We start from the raw sequence: 20921 nt of genomic DNA on the forward strand, positions 1-20921 counted from the left end.
CACGTTGGATGTAAACCAATACTTAGATATCTTTTTAGATGAAAGCAGAGAACACTTACAAACTTGTAATGAAAAACTTCTTGATTTAGAAAAGAACCCAACCGACTTGCAGCTAGTGAATGATATATTCAGAGCGGCTCATACATTGAAAGGCATGAGTGCAACGATGGGCTTTGATGATATGGCTCACTTAACGCATCATTTAGAAAACATGTTTGATGCTATCCGTAATGAACAAATGATTGTCACTCCTGAGTCAATGGATACGATGTTCGAAGCACTCGATCATCTTGAAGCAATGGTTCAATCGATTGCAGAAGGAGGAGACGGGAAACGTGATGTCACAGAGATTAGTAAAAAGCTAGATGTGACAGGAAGCCATGCTGAGGCAGCTTCTAGCGTTGAAACAGCAGATGCATCAGCTGCTGCTAATGACTTAGATTATAACGAATTTGAACGAACGGTTCTTGATGAAGCGAGAGAGCAAGGCTTTAAATGCTATGAACTTAACGTGACATTAAGCGAAGCGTGCTTACTAAAAGCCGTTCGTGTCTATATGATTTTTGAAAGATTAAATGAAGCAGGCGAGGTTGTCAAAACTGTTCCAAATGCAGAACTGTTAGAATCAGAAGATTTTGAATCTGAATTCAGCATTTCTTATCTTTCTAAACAGCCGATGGACGAAGTGCAGAAAATCGTCACGGCGATCTCAGAGGTTGAGAAGGTTGAGATCTCTGAAGTCTCCGCATTTGAAGAAGCAGCTCCGGCTGAAAAGCAAGAGGCGCAGCCTGAACAGAAAAAAGAAGAAGTATCGGTTCCTGCTGCGAAAGCGCCAGCAAATGATGCGCCAAAAGCAAATGGCAATAACGGTGCAGCTGCCGGCGGAACGAAAACAATTCGTGTCAACATCGACCGTCTTGATTCTCTTATGAATCTTTTTGAAGAACTTGTGATTGATAGAGGCCGTTTAGAACAGATTGCGAAAGAACTAGAAAATAACGAACTCACAGACACAGTCGAAAGAATGACTCGTATTTCTGGAGACCTGCAATCAATCATCCTGAACATGAGAATGGTACCTGTGGAAACTGTCTTTAACAGATTCCCGCGTATGATTCGTCAATTGACGAAAGAGCTTAATAAGAAAATTGAGCTGATTATTGAGGGTGCTGAGACGGAGCTTGATCGAACAGTGATCGACGAGATTGGTGATCCGCTCTTGCACTTACTCAGAAACAGTCTAGATCACGGGATTGAATCACCAGAAGAACGTGTGAAAAAAGGCAAGCCGGAAAAAGGTACGGTTCTATTAAAAGCGTACCATAGCGGAAACCATGTCTTCATTGAAGTAGAAGATGATGGTGGCGGAATTAACCGTAAAAAGGTGCTTGAAAAAGCATTAGAGCGCGGGGTTATCACAGAAAGAGAAGCAGAAACACTTGAAGATCATCAAATTGATTCATTGATCTTTGCAGCAGGATTCTCTACAGCTGATACGATTTCTGACATCTCAGGCCGCGGTGTAGGTCTTGACGTTGTGAAAAACAAGCTGGAATCACTTGGCGGATCTGTAAGCATTAACTCAACAGAAGGACAGGGTTCACTATTTTCGATCCAGCTTCCGCTTACATTATCGATTATTTCCGTTCTTCTTGTAAAACTAGAAGAGGAAACATTTGCGATTCCGATTTCTTCTATTATTGAAACGGCTGTCATTAAGAAAAGTGACATCCTGCAAACGCATGATCGTGAAGTGATTGATTTCCGCGGATTTATCGTACCGGTCGTGTACTTGAAGAAACAATTCAACGTACCAAATGCGAATGAATTAGAGGAAGAGCTGCACATCATTGTTGTTCGTAAAGGAGACAAGCTGACAGCATTTGTGGTCGATTCATTTATTGGTCAGCAAGAGGTTGTATTGAAATCACTAGGAGATTATCTGCCAAACGTATTTGCGATATCCGGCGCAACGATCCTAGGTGACGGTCAAGTTGCACTCATCGTTGACTGTAATGCACTGATCAAGTAAAAAACAATAGAGGAGCGGTCTGAAATGAGTACAGATATCAAAACTGGCGAAAAGATGATTGTGTTTATCGTAAACAAAAAAGAATACGCCATTTCAGTATCAGAAGTAAAGTCCATTGAAAAATGGCAGCAGCCGACAAGAGTTCCTGGCGTTGCCCCTTATATATGCGGTGTTATTAATTTACGCGGTGTCGTGACACCTGTCATTGACCTGAGAGTCAGACTTGGCTCTACTGACAACGAAATTACAGATGAAACAAGAATGATCATTGTACAAGTTGGTGACATTGAAGTCGGCTGGATTGTTGATGAAGCAAATGATGTCATAACCGTCCATCAGGAAGAAGTAGAATCTTCTCCTGAATCAGCTGAAAAAGAAGGACAGTCATGGGTGACAGGTATCATTAAGCATGATCAGCGTCTTTTCAATATCATTCATGCCGGTGCTGTCCTCGACAAGAGCGTTCAAGGTGCACCTGTTCATTAAGGGGGATGTGAAATGAGCATTTTCAACGAAATTAAAGATGAACAGCTAGATATTTTAGGAGAGGTTGGGAATATCGGGGCAGGCCACGCAGCGTCTGCTCTTGCCAACCTATTGGATCGCAAAATAGATATGGCTGTTCCTTTTGTCAAGGTTCTCTCGTTTGAAGATTTAATGGATTTCTTTGGCGGTGCAGACCTTCCTGTTGCAAGCATTTTCCTGCGAATGGAAGGGGATTTAACCGGCTCAATCTTTTTCATTATGCCGTTTGAGCAAGCAGAGCAATTTGTAAGAGAGCTTGTCCAGGATCCGGCATTTGATATTGATACGATTCATGAACATGAGATGGGGACGTCAGCACTTCATGAACTTGGAAATATTTTAGCAGGCTCTTATTTATCAGCGCTTGCCGATTTAACCAAATTGCAGCTTTACCCAAGTGTTCCAGATGTCACGCTCGATATGTTCGGGGCTGTCATTAGTGAAGGGTTGATGCAATTCAGTCCTCTTGGCGATCAGGCGATTGTGATTGATACATCTATTTTTGATGATCAAAATAAGCAAGAGCTGAAAGGAAATATGTTTCTATTACCAGACTTTGAATCGTTTGAAAAACTATTCAAAGCATTAGGTAACCTATAATGAACGTGCAAATTCCGGCAGTTGTAAAGGTTGGTATTGCGGATGTTCAGCTTGTTAAATCACCGGACCGTATTCGGACATCCGGTCTTGGTTCCTGCGTAGGGCTTGTCTTGTTTGATCAAGACAAAAAGCTGGCAGGCCTTGTCCATGTTATGCTTCCAGATTCCTCTCTTTCAAAAGGGGCGGTGGAGAATTTGGCTAAATATGCAGATACAGGTGTCAAGCATACAATTGATCTGCTCTTAAAAGCAGGCGCACGCAAACATGCGCTAAAGGCAAAACTTGCCGGCGGGGCGGAAATGTTTAAGTTTAAGTCAACCAATGATCTAATGAGAATTGGACCTAGAAACGTTTCAGCTGTAAAAGAACATCTGTCTCTTCATCATATCCCGATTATTAGTGAGGATACAGGCGGAAACAGTGGCCGTACGATTGAATTCGATCCGCTTACGGCAGAGCTTGAGATCCGTACTGTGAAGCAAGGCATTATGAAGATATAACTAAGGAAGTATAGGGGGATAAAGATGCAATCCTTAAATTACGAAGATCAGGCGCTATGGGCTAGATGGAAAGAGTGGAAAGACCCAGCTGCTGGAGATGATCTTATGCGCCGCTATATGCCGCTCGTCACATATCATGTTGGAAGAATTTCCATCGGTCTCCCGAAGTCAGTGCATAAAGAAGACTTGATCAGTCTAGGGATGCTCGGTTTATATGATGCCCTTGAAAAATTTGATCCCGGAAGAGATCTGAAGTTTGATACATATGCATCCTTCAGAATCCGCGGGGCCATTATCGACGGTCTTCGTAAAGAGGACTGGCTGCCTCGTACATCAAGAGAAAAAACAAAAAAAGTAGAAGCGGCTATTGAAAAGCTTGAACAGCGTTATTTGCGTAATGTGACGCCGACAGAGGTGGCTGAGGAACTCGGCATGAGTGAACAGGATGTCGTCACAACGATGAATGAAGGATTCTTTGCAAATCTGCTCTCAATCGATGAGAAGCTGCATGATCAAGAAGACGGAGAGAACGTCCAAGTCATGATTCGCGACGAGAAGTCTGTGACTCCAGAAGAGAAAATGCTGAAAGATGAATTAATTGAACAGCTTTCTGAAAAAATCACAGAGCTTTCAGAAAAAGAAAAGCTTGTGATCAGTCTTTTCTATAAAGAAGAACTGACATTAACGGAAATCGGTCAAGTGCTCAATTTATCTACCTCGCGCATTTCGCAAATTCATTCAAAGGCCTTGTTCAAGCTTAAGCATCTGCTTGATAAAGCCATTCAATCTTAAAGAGTTAGTGAGTGAAAAAATATGTTATGGCTGATTAGCTTCATGCTTCATGCTGCACTTATTTATTTTGTGATTATTTTATATACGAGAATGAATTCGCTGAAGGCAACAGAACAAAAGCAGCGAGAACTTCTAGAAGAAACGGAAAATACCCTGGCTGCATTTTTGATGGAGGTCAAAGAAGAGAATGACAAACTATCAAAAGTGGCAGCCGCTTCCCCTGATTTTTCTGCTGAAGAGCTGAAATCGGATCTTCAGACACCAAAGCAGCCACAACCACCAATTGAATCCCAGCAATCGGTCGAAAGTGAAGATCCCGTACCAGAGCACCTGTCGGCTCTCCTTAGCGAAGTTGAGGTGCAGGAAGAGAAGGTAAACGACCCCGTTCCACAACTTGAAACAGAGGCTTCTCTGCCTTCTAAAAGTGAAATAGAAGAAACATTCGAGGACCAAGTGAAGACCCTATATGATGAAGGGCGGTCACTAGAAGAAATAGCGAAAGAAATGAAAACTGGCAAGACAGAAATCGAGCTTTTATTAAAATTTAGCGGAAAGCTGTAAAGGATTCTTGATTGTCAGTCCATCATGTGTTATATTATTTCTTGGTGTTAAATACACACGCTTAATGATTCGTATAAAGGTGCTGCCGTGGCGCAGTTTTATGTGAACATGACTTAAGCGGAGGAAAAAAAACCATTATATTAGGAGGCAACAAAATGTCAGTTATTTCTATGAAACAATTGCTAGAAGCTGGTGTTCACTTCGGTCACCAAACTCGCCGTTGGAACCCAAAAATGAAGCGTTACATCTTTACAGAGCGTAACGGTATCTACATCATCGACCTTCAAAAAACGGTGAAAAAAGTAGAGGAAGCTTACAACTTCACGAAAAACCTTGCTGCTGACGGAGGAAAAATCCTATTCGTTGGTACGAAAAAGCAAGCACAAGATTCAGTGAAAGAAGAAGCAATCCGTTCTGGTATGTTCTATGTGAACCAACGCTGGCTTGGTGGAACTTTAACAAACTTTGAAACAATCCAAAAACGTATTAAACGTTTAAAAGATATTGAAAAAATGCAAGAAAACGGTACATTCGAAGTTCTTCCTAAGAAAGAAGTCGTTCAACTGAAAAAAGAATTAGAGCGTCTTGAAAAATTCCTAGGCGGAATCAAAGACATGAAGAGTCTTCCGGATGCACTTTTCATTATCGACCCTCGTAAAGAGCGTATTGCAGTTGCAGAAGCTCGTAAATTGAATATCCCAATCATCGGTATCGTTGACACAAACTGTGATCCAGACGAAATTGATGTTGTGATCCCTGCAAACGATGATGCAATCCGTGCTGTAAAACTTCTAACTGCTAAAATGGCAGATGCGATTCTTGAGTCTAAACAAGGCGAAGAAGAAGCTGTTGTAGAAGAAACGACAGAAACTGAAACAACAACTGCGTAACCTATTCAAAAGGTGATAAGAGGGAAATGCCTTTTATCACCTTTTTTTCACCTAGTAATCCGTGTTTTAACATAGAAGGAGGAAATGTAAAATGGCAATTACTGCTCAATTAGTTAAAGAACTGCGTCAAAAAACTGGTGCAGGTATGATGGACTGTAAAAAAGCGTTAACAGAAACTGATGGTGACATCGAGAAAGCAATCGACCTTCTAAGAGAAAAAGGAATCGCAAAAGCTGCGAAAAAAGCAGACCGTATTGCGGCAGAAGGATTAACTCTTATCAAAACTGACGGCAACACAGGCGTGATCCTAGAAGTGAACTCTGAGACTGATTTCGTTGCGAAAAACGAAGGATTCCAAGCACTTCTTAACGAACTTGCTGATCATTTGCTTGCTGCTAAACCTGCAACACTTGAAGAAGCTCATGCTTCTAAAATGGAAAACGGTTCAACAGTCGAAGAGCATATCACATCTGCAATTGCGAAAATCGGAGAGAAAATCACTCTACGCCGTTTCTCTGTCATCACAAAAGAAGATAATGCTGCATTCGGTTCTTACCTGCACATGGGCGGACGTATCGGTGTGTTAGCTGTTCTTAATGGAACAACTGACGAAGAGCTTGCAAGAGACATCGCAATGCACGTTGCAGCTGTAAACCCTAAATACATTTCTCGTGACCAAGTGTCAGAAGAAGAAGCAAACCGTGAGCGTGAAGTACTAACACAGCAAGCGCTTCAAGAAGGAAAGCCTGAAAACATCGTAGCTAAAATGGTTGAAGGCCGTCTAAACAAATTCTTCGAAGAAATTTGCTTACTTGACCAAGCGTTCGTTAAAAACCCAGATGAAAAAGTGAAACAAGTTGTAGCTGCGAAAAACGCAACTGTTCAAACTTATGTTCGCTATGAAGTGGGCGAAGGTATCGAAAAACGTCAAGACAACTTTGCTGAAGAAGTTATGAGCCAAGTGAAAAAATAATGTTTGAAAAGCTCTCTGGGGCTTTTTTAGGGAGCACAAGCACTGTGTTCCCTATTTTTTAGAGGATATTGATTTACAAAAGGCAGTTTCTTACGCATAATAAGAGACGGTATAGTATACACTTGGAGGTTATCATGAGCAAACCGAAATATAATCGCATTGTACTGAAGCTAAGTGGCGAAGCACTAGCGGGTGATGCTGGAAATGGAATTAACCCAACTGTCATTCAATCAATTGCAAAGCAAGTAAAAGAAATTGCAGAGCTTGATGTTGAAGTTGCAGTCGTTGTAGGCGGAGGAAACCTTTGGCGCGGGAAGACAGGCAGTGATCTAGGAATGGACCGTGCAACAGCAGACTACATGGGGATGCTGGCAACAGTGATGAACTCACTGGCGTTACAGGACAGCCTAGAAACGCTTGGCATTCAGTCTAGAGTGCAAACCTCTATTGAAATGAGACAGGTTGCAGAGCCATACATAAGAAGAAAAGCGATCCGTCATCTTGAGAAGAAACGTGTCGTCATTTTTGCTGCTGGAACAGGAAACCCTTATTTCTCTACAGATACTACGGCAGCACTTCGAGCAGCAGAAATTGAAGCAGATGTCATTTTAATGGCGAAAAATAATGTAGATGGTGTCTACAGTGCTGATCCTCGTACAGATGCGGATGCAGTAAAATATGATAAGCTTTCATATCTTGATGTACTTAAAGAAGGGCTTGCTGTAATGGATTCTACTGCGTCCTCATTATGTATGGACAATGACATTCCATTAATCGTCTTCTCCATTATGGAAGAAGGAAATATTAAACGTGCCGTAAACGGCGAATCAATCGGAACGATCGTGAGGGGGAAATAACGTGTCAAAAGAAGTGTTGAACCAAACGAAAGAAAAAATGGAAAAAGCCGTACAAGCATACGGACGTGAGCTTGCAACTGTTCGTGCTGGCCGTGCAAATGCTTCACTGCTTGATAAAGTGACAGTGGATTATTACGGTGCACAAACACCGCTTAACCAAATTGCGTCGATCACAGTGCCAGAAGCACGTATGCTGATTATCACACCTTACGATAAAACAGCAATCGGTGATATCGAAAAAGCGATCCAAAAGTCTGATCTTGGCATCACGCCAACAAGTGACGGAAATGTGATCCGCATTGCGATTCCTGCGCTGACAGAAGAAAGACGTAAAGAGCTTGTGAAAGTCGTAAAAAAATACTCAGAAGAAGCAAAAGTAGCTGTTCGTAACGTGCGTCGTGATGCAAACGATGATTTGAAAAAGCTTGAGAAAAATGGGGAGATCACTGAAGATGAATTAAGATCATCGACAGAGGATGTTCAAAAATTGACAGATGAATATGTTGCTAAAATTGATGACGTGACGAAAGATAAAGAAAAAGAAATCATGGAAGTTTAAGAAAAAACTATGTACAATAGATAATAGTGAAAAGACCCTCTTCATGTTTACAGGGGGTTTTTTTGTTAATACTGTTGATGACTATATTATTTAGCGGGAACGCAACCTTTTTGGGTGATGGAGGAATCTCATGCTCAATATACTCAAAAATTGGAAGAATCAGCAAACAGCAGCTTCCAACTTAGAAAGCCTAACAAAAGAAGACATATTAAATGGAGAAATTCCTGAACATATCGCCATTATCATGGATGGGAACGGAAGATGGGCGAAAAAACGTGCTCTTCCACGGGTAGCAGGTCATCATGAAGGAATGAAAGTCGTCAAGCGCATGACAAAGCTTGCAAATGAGCTGAATGTCAAAGTGCTGACTTTGTATGCTTTCTCTACGGAAAATTGGAAACGTCCAAAACTAGAAGTAGACTTTTTAATGAAACTTCCTGAAGAATTTTTAAACATCTACCTGCCTGAACTCATCGAGGAGAATGTCCGTGTGCGTTTAACAGGTGATCCAGACGGCCTCCCGCAGCATACGAAAAAAGCGGTAGAGAACGCAGTAAAGAGTACGGCGAATAACGACGGGCTCGTTTTGAATTTTGCGCTAAACTATGGAGGGCGCACAGAAATCGTCTCCGCATGCAGACAAATTTCTGAAAAGGTCAAAGAAGGTAAGCTTCGAGCAGAAGACATCACAGAAGAGATGTTTTCAGCTTATTTAATGACAGAATCTCTTCAAGATCCGGATTTGCTCATTCGCACGAGTGGAGAAATTAGATTAAGCAACTTTATGCTTTGGCAAATTGCGTACAGCGAGTTTGTCTTTACGGATGTGCTTTGGCCTGACTTTTCTGATGAGCACCTTATAGGCGCTATCGGAGAGTACCAGCGCCGCGGCCGGAGGTTCGGTGGAATTTAGAGGGTGGTGCAGATGAAACAAAGAATTTTGACGGGTGTTTTGGCAGCTGCAGTCTTTTTGCTTGCAGTTATATATGGACAGATGCCATTTACCCTGCTGATTTATTTAATGGGAAGTGTCGCTCTCTTTGAGCTTTTAAGAATGAAAAAGATCTCGATTTTCAGCTTTCCTGGTATTGTCAGCTTAATATTGCTTTGGCTTTTAATGGGCGGAGACAACAGCTTCTTCCCAAACGTGGACGCATCAAAAATGCAGATTGCTTTATTTGCAGTCTTAATACTTTTAACTTATACAGTTTTGAGCAAAAACTCTTTCACATTCGATGAGGTTGCTTTTGTTGTATTAGCCACATTATATATTGGCGTTAGTTTCTATTATTTTATCCAAATTAGAGGCTTATATGGCATGAGTGCGATCTTCTTCGCAGCAGTGATTATTTGGTCTACTGACTCAGGAGCCTATTTTATTGGGAAATCTATGGGGAAACGAAAGCTTTGGCCAGAAATCAGCCCAAACAAAACAGTAGAAGGATTTATCGGCGGAATCGTCACAGCGGTCGTGTTGTCACTTGTGTTTCAGGCGGTTACAGGATTTTTGCCATCATATCTGCTTGTGATGTTTATTACTCTTTTACTCAGTATCTTTGGACAGCTTGGCGACCTTGTGGAATCTGCTTTAAAGCGTCATTATCACGTGAAGGATTCAGGGACAATTCTCCCTGGCCATGGCGGGATTTTGGACAGGTTTGACAGCTTTTTATTCGTTCTGCCGTTTTTATACTTACTGCTCGCAACGTTTGCCAGCTAACCTCATAGAAACTTATTGAACGAGAGAAGGAGTGGCAATTTGAAATATATTTCGCTATTAGGCGCAACAGGATCAATTGGAGAACAAACGTTAGATGTGATCAGGCAGCACCCGGACAAGTTTAAGCTGAAAGCCATGACATTTGGCAGAAATATAGCAAAGGCGATTCCGATCATTGAGCGCTTTCAGCCTGAATTCGTCGGATGTGTAGACGAAGAAACCTATCACATGCTAAAAAATCATTCATTTGCATACGATGTGAAGCTGGCTGCTGGTGATGAAGCCAACATCGAGGCAGCGACCTATGATGCAGTGGACGTAGTGGTCAATGCACTTGTAGGAAGTGTTGGACTTGTTCCAACATTAAAGGCCATTGAACAAAAAAAGACGATTGCTCTCGCAAATAAGGAAACACTTGTGACAGCTGGTCATATAGTAAAAGAGTACGCTAAAACATATGATGTACCTTTACTTCCTGTCGATAGTGAGCATTCCGCTATTTTTCAATGCCTGCAAGGTGAACAAGCTAAAAATATTGAACGCTTAATCGTGACAGCTTCAGGTGGTAGTTTCCGAGATAAAAAACGAACTGAACTTGAAGGTGTTACGGTTGAAGAAGCGCTGAACCACCCGAACTGGTCGATGGGAGCGAAAATCACCATTGATTCAGCGACGATGATGAATAAAGGGCTCGAGGTGATCGAGGCACATTGGTTGTTTGATATCCCTTATGAACAAATTGATGTGCTGCTACATAAAGAGAGCATTATCCATTCGATGGTGGAATTTCACGACAAAAGCGTCATGGCTCAGTTAGGGACACCAGACATGAGAGTGCCTATTCAATATGCACTCACATACCCTGACAGGGCGCCGTTACAAGAAGCGAAATCATTGAACCTTTGGGAGATTGGACAATTGAATTTCCAAAAAGCGGATTTTGACAGGTATCGCTGCTTACATTTTGCTTATGAATCAGGTAAAATAGGAGGGACAATGCCTGCTGTACTTAATGCAGCAAATGAAATGGCAGTCGATGCATTTCTGAAAGGCAAAGTAACGTTCCTGCAAATTGAAGAATTGATTGAAAAGGCACTAATCAGACATCATGTGATTTCAACGCCTAGTTTGCAAGATATCCATGAAGTGGACAAAGATACACGAGACTTTGTTCAATCAATCCTCACATAAGGTGGTATGTTCGTGAATACAGTGATTGCGTTTATTATTATTTTTGGAACGCTCGTTTTTTTCCACGAGCTTGGCCATTTAATTATGGCGCAGCGCGCGGGGATTTTATGCCGCGAGTTCGCAATTGGTTTTGGGCCGAAGATTTTCTCCTTTAAACGAAAAGAAACCGTTTATACCATTAGACTTCTCCCTATTGGCGGATTTGTTAAAATGGCTGGAGAGGACCCTGAAGTTATCGAAATTAAACCAGGTCATACAGTGGGGCTCTTATTCAATGAGCAAAATGAAGTAGAAAAGATCATTTTAAATGATAAAGAAAAATATCCTGATGCACTTGTCATCGAAGTTGAGCAAATTGATTTAGATCATGCTATGAGAATCTCGGGATATGAAGCTGGAAATGAAGATATTCTGACTGGCTACAATGTCAGTCAAACAAGCTTCTATATTGCAGATGGTGAAGAAATTCAAATCGCACCATACAATCGTCAATTTGGTTCAAAAACAGTTTGGCAGCGAATTAAAGCCATCGCAGCTGGACCGATTATGAACTTTATCCTGGCGTATGTGATTTTGGTTGCTTTAGGTTTTATTCAAGGGGTAACCGTTGATGATCCTGTACTCGGTAAGCTGACGAAAGACGGCCGGGCGGCTGAGGCTGGACTCATGCAGGGAGATCACATCGTGTCCATTAACGGCGAGAAAATGAATTCTTGGACAGACGTCGTTCAAACAGTTCAAAAGAACCCTGAGAAAAAAATGAATGTCGTCATTGACCGAGACGGCAAAGAAAGCACTGTGCAGGTTGTACCTGAAGCTGTAAAAGCAGATGGGAAAAGCATTGGCCGTTTCGGATCATATCCGCCAACGGAAAATGGATTTTTGAAAGTTATTTCATCTTCTGGAACAACTGTCATTTCAACGGCAGGTCTGATCTTAACGAACTTGCAAAAAATTGTCACAGGACAATTTTCACTAGACATGTTAGCAGGTCCTGTTGGAATTTATGACATGACAGGAGAAGTAGCCAAACAAGGTGTGTTAACATTAATGCAGTTTGCGGCGTTCCTCAGCATCAACCTAGGCATCGTGAATTTGTTACCGATTCCTGCATTAGACGGAGGACGTTTACTATTCTTATTTGTTGAAGCCATTCGCGGTAAACCTATTAATCGTGAGAAGGAAGCACTTGTTGTCTTTATCGGTGTTGCTTTCCTCATGCTGTTAATGTTAGTGGTAACGTGGAATGACATTCAGCGGTTATTTTTATAAAAACCATTCTCTCTTGTTTCTCATTCCGGGAAACAAGAGTTTTTGTGAGAAGTCCTATTTCATAAATGAGGTGTAACGACATGAGACAATCCCTGACTTTTATTCCAACTCTTCGAGAGGTGCCGGCAGATGCTGAGGCAAAAAGTCATCAACTCTTAGTAAGAGCTGGGTTTATTAGACAAAATACAAGTGGAATCTATCATTATCTGCCGCTTGCGCATAAAGTCATTCAGCATATTCAATCGATCGTCCGCAAGGAAATGGAAAAGGCAGGCGCAGCTGAGCTGTTAATGCCAGTGCTGCAGCAGGCAGAAATGTGGCAAGAGTCAGGAAGATGGTATACATACGGTCCAGAACTGATGCGTATGAAGGATCGCCATGGACGCGAATTTGCGCTTGGCCCAACCCACGAAGAAGTGATCACATCACTAGTACGCAGCGAAGTGAAATCGTATAAGAAGCTTCCTTTAACGCTATATCAAATTCAATCAAAATTCCGTGATGAACAGAGACCACGCTTTGGACTGCTGCGCGGACGTGAATTTATTATGAAGGATGCATACTCATTCCATTCTTCACCAGAAAGCCTTGATGAGACATACAACAAAATGTTTACGGCTTACTCTAATGTGTTCTCAAAAGTGGGTCTCAATTTTAGACCGGTCATTGCAGATTCTGGGGCAATGGGAGGAAAAGATACGCATGAGTTCATGGCGCTCTCAGAAGTCGGAGAGGATACCATCGCTTATTCTGATACGTCCTCATATGCTGCAAACATTGAAATGGCTGAGGCTGTATATCACGGAGAAGAAGCAAATCCTGCGGACTTCAAAGAGCTTGAAAAAGTCCACACGCCGCAAGTGAAAACCATTCAAGATGTGGCTGGCTTTTTAGAAGTTGACCCTTCTGCTTGCATTAAATCTGTTTTGTTTAAAGCAGATGATGCGTATGTTCTCATTCTTACTAGAGGCGATCATGAAGTAAATGATGTGAAAGTGAAAAACTTGGTAGGAGCACAGCTTGTCGAGCTTGCTTCACGCGAAGAAGTGCTGAAAGTCATTGGAACTGAGCCTGGATTTGTTGGACCTGTTAAACTGGAAGCAGAAGTCGATATTTATGCGGACCTTGCTGTGAAGGGAATGACAAATGCAGTCGCTGGTGCAAACGAAGCGGATTATCATTATGTCAATGTCAATCCTGCACGTGACGTGTCAGTAAAAGAATTTACAGATCTTCGCTTGATTCAAGAAGGAGATGTTTCTCCAGATGGGGAAGGCACAATCCAGTTTGCAAAAGGGATTGAAGTAGGACAAGTCTTTAAACTCGGCACTCGTTATTCTGAGTCAATGGATGCAACTTACCTTGATGAGAATGGACGTGCGCAGCCAATGATTATGGGCTGCTATGGCATCGGTATCTCTAGAACGCTGTCAGCGATTGTTGAACAGCATCACGATGAGAAAGGAATCATTTGGCCGGAAACAGTGGCACCATATGACCTTCACCTCCTTGCATTAAATATGAAAAACGACGCACAGAAAGAACTGGCGGAAACGTTGTACGAGCGCTTAGAAGATGAAGGCTTTGATGTACTTTTTGATGACCGCCAGGAGCGTGCAGGAGTGAAATTTGCAGACAGTGATTTAATTGGACTGCCAATTCGTATTAGCTGCGGAAAACGTTCAGAAGAAGGTATAGTAGAAGTGAAGTTTAGAAAATCAGGTGAATCACATGAAGTATCTGTTGATGATCTGATTTCATTTATACGCCAAGCATAAAGCGAACAAAAAAATGAAGGTACCTCCTGTAGAAAAGAGGTACCTTTCTGATTGACAAAAGGAGGGTCCTGTCTTGGATGAACAATTACCGATCACACGGCGGCAATTTCATATATTACTCAATCAAATTCAAATGACAGATGATGACCTCAGTCGTTACTTTGAAGAAGGAGAAATCGTCAAATTGACCGTGCACAAGGCGACGAAAACATGGCATTTCCTTTTTAAATTTAAGGCGCTTTTGCCTTACAAAGTATACACCATGTTTCTCAGCAGGCTGACAAATGCATTTTCACATATTGCACAAATCACTTGTACGATTGAAGTGAGTGATCCGCACATATCTGAAGAACTCGTGCAATCGTACTGGTCACATTGTGTGGAAGAACTTCAAGGAATTTCTCCCCCAATCATCAGCTTGCTTCAGCAGCAAAAACCATCGCTGTCTGGACATAAAATCATCATTAAAACGAAAAGCGAAACAGAGGCACTCGCTATTAAGAAGAAGTACAGCCCGATGCTCCAGGCCGCATTTAAACAAGTGGGCTTTCCAGAGCTGCAATTCGATACAGAAATTTTTGTATCAGATCAAGAGATTCAGAAGTTCAGAGAACAAAAGCTTGCTGAAGATCAAGAAAGAGCCATGCAAGCCCTCACTGAGATGGAGAAGAAAGAAAGTGAGGAGCAGAATGAAGCTCCGTCAGGCCCTCTGATGATTGGCTATCAAATCAAAGACAATGAAGAAATTCGTACGCTTGATAGTATCATGGACGAGGAAAGAAGAATCACCGTTCAAGGCTACGTATTCGATGCAGAAACGCGGGAGCTGAAAAGCGGGAGAACGCTTTGTATCTTTAAGATCACAGATTATACAAACAGTATTTTGATCAAAATGTTTGCAAGAGAAAAAGAAGATGCTCAGCTGATGAAATCATTGAAAAAAGGCATGTGGGTGAAAGCAAGAGGGAGCATTCAAAATGATACGTTTGTCAGAGATCTTGTCATGATCGCCAATGATGTCAATGAAATGAAACCGCAGCTGAAAGAAGATACAGCACCTGAGGGTGAAAAGCGTGTGGAGCTTCATTTACATTCCCCTATGAGCCAAATGGATGCTGTCACTGGCATTGGCAGACTTGTTGAACAAGCAAAAAAATGGGGGCATGAAGCAATTGCCCTGACAGATCATGCCGTTGTACAATCCTTCCCAGATGCGTATGCAGCAAGTAAAAAGCATGGCATCAAAATGATGTACGGTGTGGAAATCAACTTAGTAGACGACGGGGTACCGATTGCATATAACCCAGAGCACCGCTTGTTAGAGGATGCGACGTATGTCGTATTCGACGTCGAGACAACTGGACTTTCAGCTGTTTATGACACAATTATTGAGCTTGCAGCAGTGAAAATAAAAGGCGGGGAAATCATTGACCGCTTTGAGGCATTTGCAAATCCCCATCACCCGTTATCAGCGACAACCATCGAATTAACAGGTATCACCGATGATATGGTGAGAGATGCACCAGATGTCGTCGACGTCGTACGGGATTTCAAAGAATGGATTGGGCAAGATATCCTTGTTGCGCACAATGCGAGCTTTGATATGGGCTTTTTAAATGCAGCGTATAAACGCCTGTTAAAAACAGATAAAGCGTCAAACCCTGTCATTGATACACTTGAACTTGGCCGGTTCCTTTACCCAGAATTTAAAAATCACCGGCTGAACACCCTTTGTAAAAAGTTCGATATTGAATTGACGCAGCATCACCGGGCGATTTATGATGCAGAGGCGACAGGCTATCTCATGCTGAAGATGCTAAAAGATGCCGCTGAAAAAGAGATTGCCTATCACGATCAATTGAATGAAAACATGGGGCAGTCGAATGCTTACCAGCGCTCACGTCCTTACCATGCGACTTTGATTGCTCAAAATGAGACAGGTCTTAAGAATTTATTTAAGCTTGTTTCACTTTCTCATATTCATTATTTCTACCGGGTTCCGCGTATTCCGCGCTCCCAGCTTGAGAAATATCGAGAAGGTTTAATTGTTGGGTCTGCTTGTGATAAGGGTGAGGTATTTGAAGGAATGATGCAAAAGTCACCTGATGAGGTGGAAGATATTGCAGCATTTTATGACTATTTAGAGGTACATCCGCCGGAAGTGTATCAGCACCTGCTGCAGCTAGAGCTTGTTCGAGATGAACGTGCGTTAAAAGAAATCATCACAAACATTGTCAAACTTGGCGAAAAGCTGAATAAACCAGTTGTGGCGACTGGAAATGTACATTACCTGCATCCTGAGGACAAAATTTATCGTAAAATCTTAATTTCATCACAGGGTGGAGCGAATCCGCTGAATCGCCATGAACTGCCAAAAGTTCATTTTAGAACGACAGATGAAATGCTCGAAGCCTTCTCCTTCCTAGGAGACGAAAAAGCGAAAGAGATCGTCGTAACAAATACGCAAAAAGTATCTGAGATGGTCGAAAGCATTAAACCTATCAAAGATGATCTTTACACACCAAAAATTGAAGGTGCAGATGAAGAAATACGGGAAATGAGCTATCAAATGGCGCGCAGCATCTACGGAGATGATTTGCCGAAAATCGTAGAAGACCGCATCGAGAAAGAATTAAAAAGTATTATCGGTCATGGCTTCGCCGTTATTTACTTAATCTCTCATAAGCTCGTAAAAAAATCACTTGATGATGGATATCTCGTTGGTTCAAGGGGATCTGTCGGCTCATCTCTTGTTGCGACATTAACAGAGATTACTGAAGTAAATCCACTTGCACCTCATTATGTATGCCCAAGCTGTAAGCACTCTGAGTTCTTTAATGATGGATCTGTTGGTTCAGGCTTTGACCTTCCTGATAAGGACTGTCCAGAATGTGGAGCGCCGTATAAAAAAGATGGACATGATATTCCGTTTGAAACGTTCTTAGGTTTTAAAGGAGACAAAGTCCCTGATATTGACTTGAACTTCTCAGGCGAATATCAGCCGATCGCACATAACTATACGAAAGAGTTGTTCGGTGAAGATTATGTATACCGAGCAGGTACAATTGGTACCGTTGCAGAAAAAACAGCATATGGTTACGTAAAAGGCTATGCAGGAGATCATAACCTTCATATGAGAGGCGCTGAAATCGACCGGCTTGTACAAGGCTGTACAGGAGTAAAACGGACAACAGGCCAGCATCCAGGCGGAATTATCGTTGTGCCTGATTATATGGACATTTACGATTTCTCACCTATTCAATACCCAGCAGATGCGACAGGTTCCGATTGGAAGACGACACATTTTGATTTCCATTCGATCCACGATAACTTGCTCAAGCTGGATATTCTTGGGCACGATGATCCAACGGTCATTCGTATGCTTCAAGATTTAAGCGGAATCGATCCAAAAACGATTCCAACAGATGACCCTGAAGTCATGAAGATTTTCCAAGGGACAGAGCCACTAGGTGTCACAGAAGAGCAAATTGGCTGTAAAACAGGTACACTCGGTATCCCAGAATTTGGGACGAGATTTGTTCGGCAAATGCTAGAGGATACAAAACCAACGACCTTCTCAGAGCTTGTTCAGATTTCTGGACTATCACACGGTACGGATGTTTGGCTCGGAAATGCGCAAGAGCTCATTCACAATAAAACGTGTGAACTAAGTGAAGTAATTGGGTGCCGTGATGATATTATGGTCTATCTCATCTATCAAGGCTTAGAGCCGTCACTTGCCTTTAAAATTATGGAATCTGTTCGTAAAGGAAAAGGACTTCCTCCTGAATGGGAAGAAGAAATGAAGAATAATAATGTACCAAACTGGTATATTGATTCTTGTAAAAAAATTAAATACATGTTCCCTAAAGCCCACGCGGCTGCTTATGTGTTAATGGCTGTTCGTATTGCTTATTTCAAGGTGCATCATGCACTCCTGTACTATGCGGCTTATTTTACCGTTCGTGCGGATGACTTTGATATTGAAACAATGACAAAAGGATCGAATGCGATTCGAGCCGTTATGGACGATATTAATTCAAAAGGTTTAGATGCATCACCGAAAGAAAAGAACCTATTAACTGTACTAGAGCTTGCCCTTGAAATGTGTGAAAGAGGCTACCACTTCAAAAAAGTTGACCTTTACCGCTCAAGTGCAACAGAGTTTATCATTGATGGAGACGGATTAATACCGCCGTTCAACTCGATTCCTGGCCTCGGTACAAACGTTGCATTAAATATTGTCCGCGCGCGGCAAGATGGGGAATTCCTCTCAAAAGAAGATTTACAAAAACGCGGAAAAGTGTCGAAGACCATCCTTGAATATTTAGATCGTCAAGGCTGTTTAGAAGCACTTCCTGATCAAAACCAGCTTTCTTTATTTTAATGTGATAAATAAGAGCGCCCTAAAAGGGCGTTCTTTTCTTTATATACAATAATTTTATTATGTTAACTAATAAAGATTTCTTATCAATTGGAATTATTTTCTTATTCGTTCATATATCTTGATTTAGCGTGATGTTTTAAGAGAAGAGATTGTATGTCATTCTTTCTACCCAAATAGAGCTCAAAAGAGAATTTCGCCGTCTGAAATGTTCTCAAGCGACATATGATCATTCTGGGTACAGTCAGAAGGAGAATCAAGAGAAAACCTTCGATGAGCGTAAAGCTGATTGCTGTTTACTATGCTTATTTTTGAAACATATTTGATTCTTTTCAAAACTGTACAGATCACGAAACGAAGGAGAGAAAGGAGGCGGTCGCGTCTATTGATTAATGTTTCACTAAAAAGAAGGGGTGAGCAATAGAGAAATGGCATCTTACAACTATGTAGAGGTTTTACAAAAATCCATGCTTTTTTATGAAGCGCAGCGGTCAGGCCGGCTTCCGGAAAACAATCGTCTTAACTGGCGGGGAGATTCTGGACTAGAGGACGGGAAGGATGTTGGGCATGACTTAACTGGCGGCTGGTATGATGCAGGAGATCATGTGAAATTTGGACTTCCGATGGCTTATTCAGCAGCCGTGCTTGCGTGGACAGTATATGAATACCGAGAAGCTTATGAAGAGGCGGAGCTGCTTGATGAGATACTAGATCAAATCAAGTGGGCAACGGATTATTTCTTGAAAGCACATACAGGACCGAATGAATTTTGGGCGCAAGTAGGTGATGGAAACGCCGATCATGCTTGGTGGGGACCAGCAGAAGTGATGCCGATGAACCGGCCAGCTTTTAAAATTGATGAACATTGTCCTGGCACAGAAGTAGCTGCACAAACTGCGGCGGCTTTAGCAGCAGGTTCTATCATTTTTAAAGAAACAGATGCGCCCTATGCAGCAAAGCTTTTGACGCACGCCAAACAGCTATATGCATTTGCTGACACGTATCGCGGCAAATATACAGATTGTGTCACCAATGCGCAGCCATTTTACAACTCCTGGAGCGGCTATGTTGACGAACTTATTTGGGGCGGAATCTGGCTGTACTTGGCGACAAATGAAGAAACCTATTTAAACCAAGCATTAAAAGCGGTAGAGGAATGGCCGAAGGATTGGGATTATACGTTTACCATGTCATGGGACAATACTTTTTTTGCTTCACAAATCTTACTAGCAAGAATCACGAAAGAAAACAGATTTATAGAATCGACAGAGCGCAATCTTGATTACTGGACCACAGGTCTTGTTCAAAATGGAAAAGTAGAAAGAATCACCTATACGCCTGGCGGTTTGGCATGGCTGGATCAATGGGGTTCACTTCGTTATGCCGCCAATGCAGCATTTTTAGCCTTTGTCTATGCTGATTGGGTATCTGATCAAGAAAAGAAAAATCGATACCAATCGTTTGCGATTAAGCAAACTCACTATATGCTGGGTGATAATCCACTGAATAGAAGCTACGTCGTTGGGTTTGGCCAGAATCCGCCGAAGCACCCGCACCACCGTACTGCACATGGCTCGTGGTCGAACCAGCTGACAAATCCTCCAGTTCATCGGCACACACTTTATGGAGCACTTGTTGGGGGCCCTAATGCACAGGATCAATATGATGATGACATCTCTGATTATATATCAAACGAGGTGGCCACCGATTATAATGCCGCCTTTACTGGAAATATCGCCAAAATGGTGCAGCTGTTTGGTCAAGGGCAATCAAAGCTGCCAAATTTCCCGCCTAAAGAACAGGTGGAGGATGAGTTTTTTGTAGAGGCAGCTGTGATGCATAACGATACAACATCTACTCAAGTGAAAGCAGTGCTGTACAACAGGTCCGGCTGGCCGGCAAGAAGCAGTCAAACACTATCCTTTAGATATTACGTCAATCTGAGTGAGGTCTTTGCAAAGGGATTCACTGAAAAGGATATTCAAGTGACAGCAGCCTACAATGAAGGCGCTTCCTTATCACCTTTAAAAGTATATGACGCATCAAGCCGCGTCTATTTTGCAGAAATCGATTTTACGGGCGTAGCTATTTCTCCTAGAGGAGAATCTGAGCATAAGAAGGAAATACAATTTCGATTATCTGCTCCAAATGGATCGAATATATGGGATGCCTCAAATGATTATTCCTATCAAGGATTAACATCCAATATGCAAAAAACAACAAAGATTCCTGTCTTTGACGATGGTGTTTTAGTATTTGGCACACTTCCAGACAAATAAAAATCAAC

The 20921-nt window shown here is 42.0% G+C and carries 17 protein-coding genes; all 17 read left to right on the forward strand.

Features of this window, described 5'->3' with window-relative positions; translation table 11 throughout:
• Positions 1-4 precede the first annotated feature (4 nt).
• The 17 genes from AAZR19_RS09295 to AAZR19_RS09375 all read left to right on the forward strand — a co-directional run bounded on the left by AAZR19_RS09295 (position 5) and on the right by AAZR19_RS09375 (position 20913).
• Complete coding sequence (locus AAZR19_RS09295; protein WP_041109011.1) at positions 5-2032, forward strand: chemotaxis protein CheA; 2028 nt, start codon at positions 5-7, stop codon at positions 2030-2032.
• A 24-nt stretch (positions 2033-2056) separates the two neighbouring features.
• Positions 2057-2518, forward strand: a complete 462-nt coding sequence (locus AAZR19_RS09300; RefSeq protein ID WP_024424157.1) for a chemotaxis protein CheW — start codon at positions 2057-2059, stop codon at positions 2516-2518.
• 12 nt (positions 2519-2530) lie between these two features.
• On the forward strand, positions 2531-3157 hold the full coding sequence (locus AAZR19_RS09305) for a chemotaxis protein CheC (RefSeq protein ID WP_024424156.1): 627 nt from the start codon (positions 2531-2533) through the stop codon (positions 3155-3157).
• Complete coding sequence (locus tag AAZR19_RS09310) at positions 3157-3657, forward strand: chemotaxis protein CheD (protein ID WP_024424155.1); 501 nt, start codon at positions 3157-3159, stop codon at positions 3655-3657. The genes AAZR19_RS09305 and AAZR19_RS09310 overlap by 1 nt, the downstream gene beginning before the upstream one ends.
• 24 nt (positions 3658-3681) lie before the next feature.
• Entirely contained in the window at positions 3682-4449 is a 768-nt protein-coding gene (locus AAZR19_RS09315) for a FliA/WhiG family RNA polymerase sigma factor (protein WP_024424154.1), read from the forward strand.
• 21 nt (positions 4450-4470) lie between these two features.
• Positions 4471-5010, forward strand: coding sequence for a hypothetical protein (locus AAZR19_RS09320; RefSeq protein ID WP_041109013.1), 540 nt, complete (start codon positions 4471-4473; stop codon positions 5008-5010).
• Between the two features lie 155 nt (positions 5011-5165).
• On the forward strand, positions 5166-5900 hold the full coding sequence (gene rpsB / locus AAZR19_RS09325) for a 30S ribosomal protein S2 (RefSeq protein ID WP_024426991.1): 735 nt from the start codon (positions 5166-5168) through the stop codon (positions 5898-5900).
• A gap of 91 nt (positions 5901-5991) precedes the next feature.
• Positions 5992-6873 carry a translation elongation factor Ts gene (gene tsf / locus AAZR19_RS09330; RefSeq protein ID WP_024424151.1) on the forward strand — a complete coding sequence of 294 codons (882 nt, stop codon included), beginning with the start codon at positions 5992-5994 and terminating at the stop codon, positions 6871-6873.
• Between the two features lie 134 nt (positions 6874-7007).
• Positions 7008-7730 carry a UMP kinase gene (pyrH, locus tag AAZR19_RS09335; protein ID WP_008344767.1) on the forward strand — a complete coding sequence of 241 codons (723 nt, stop codon included), beginning with the start codon at positions 7008-7010 and terminating at the stop codon, positions 7728-7730.
• Between the two features lies 1 nt (position 7731).
• Positions 7732-8289 (forward strand): ribosome recycling factor, encoded by a 558-nt coding sequence (frr, locus tag AAZR19_RS09340; protein WP_024424150.1) that lies wholly within the window; start codon positions 7732-7734, stop codon positions 8287-8289.
• 130 nt (positions 8290-8419) lie between these two features.
• Complete coding sequence (locus AAZR19_RS09345) at positions 8420-9202, forward strand: isoprenyl transferase (RefSeq protein ID WP_024424149.1); 783 nt, start codon at positions 8420-8422, stop codon at positions 9200-9202.
• A gap of 12 nt (positions 9203-9214) precedes the next feature.
• The gene (locus tag AAZR19_RS09350; protein ID WP_024424148.1) at positions 9215-10009 is read left to right on the forward strand and encodes a phosphatidate cytidylyltransferase; all 795 of its coding nucleotides are present in this window, start codon (positions 9215-9217) and stop codon (positions 10007-10009) included.
• A gap of 39 nt (positions 10010-10048) precedes the next feature.
• The gene (gene dxr / locus AAZR19_RS09355; RefSeq protein WP_041109015.1) at positions 10049-11200 is read left to right on the forward strand and encodes a 1-deoxy-D-xylulose-5-phosphate reductoisomerase; all 1152 of its coding nucleotides are present in this window, start codon (positions 10049-10051) and stop codon (positions 11198-11200) included.
• Positions 11201-11206: 6 nt separating this feature from the next.
• Positions 11207-12472 (forward strand): RIP metalloprotease RseP, encoded by a 1266-nt coding sequence (gene rseP, locus AAZR19_RS09360; protein WP_087975441.1) that lies wholly within the window; start codon positions 11207-11209, stop codon positions 12470-12472.
• Between the two features lie 80 nt (positions 12473-12552).
• A complete protein-coding gene (locus tag AAZR19_RS09365) occupies positions 12553-14250 on the forward strand; it encodes a proline--tRNA ligase (protein WP_226014873.1) in 1698 nt (565 codons plus the stop codon).
• A 73-nt stretch (positions 14251-14323) separates the two neighbouring features.
• Positions 14324-18637, forward strand: coding sequence for a PolC-type DNA polymerase III (locus AAZR19_RS09370; protein WP_076839578.1), 4314 nt, complete (start codon positions 14324-14326; stop codon positions 18635-18637).
• 425 nt (positions 18638-19062) lie between these two features.
• Positions 19063-20913: a glycoside hydrolase family 9 protein gene (locus tag AAZR19_RS09375; protein ID WP_202739063.1), complete on the forward strand. Its 1851-nt coding sequence runs from the start codon at positions 19063-19065 to the stop codon at positions 20911-20913.
• Positions 20914-20921 lie beyond the last annotated feature (8 nt).

This window comes from Bacillus sp. Je.9.29.b, assembly GCF_051129925.1.
GTDB lineage: Bacteria > Bacillota > Bacilli > Bacillales > Bacillaceae > Bacillus > Bacillus safensis.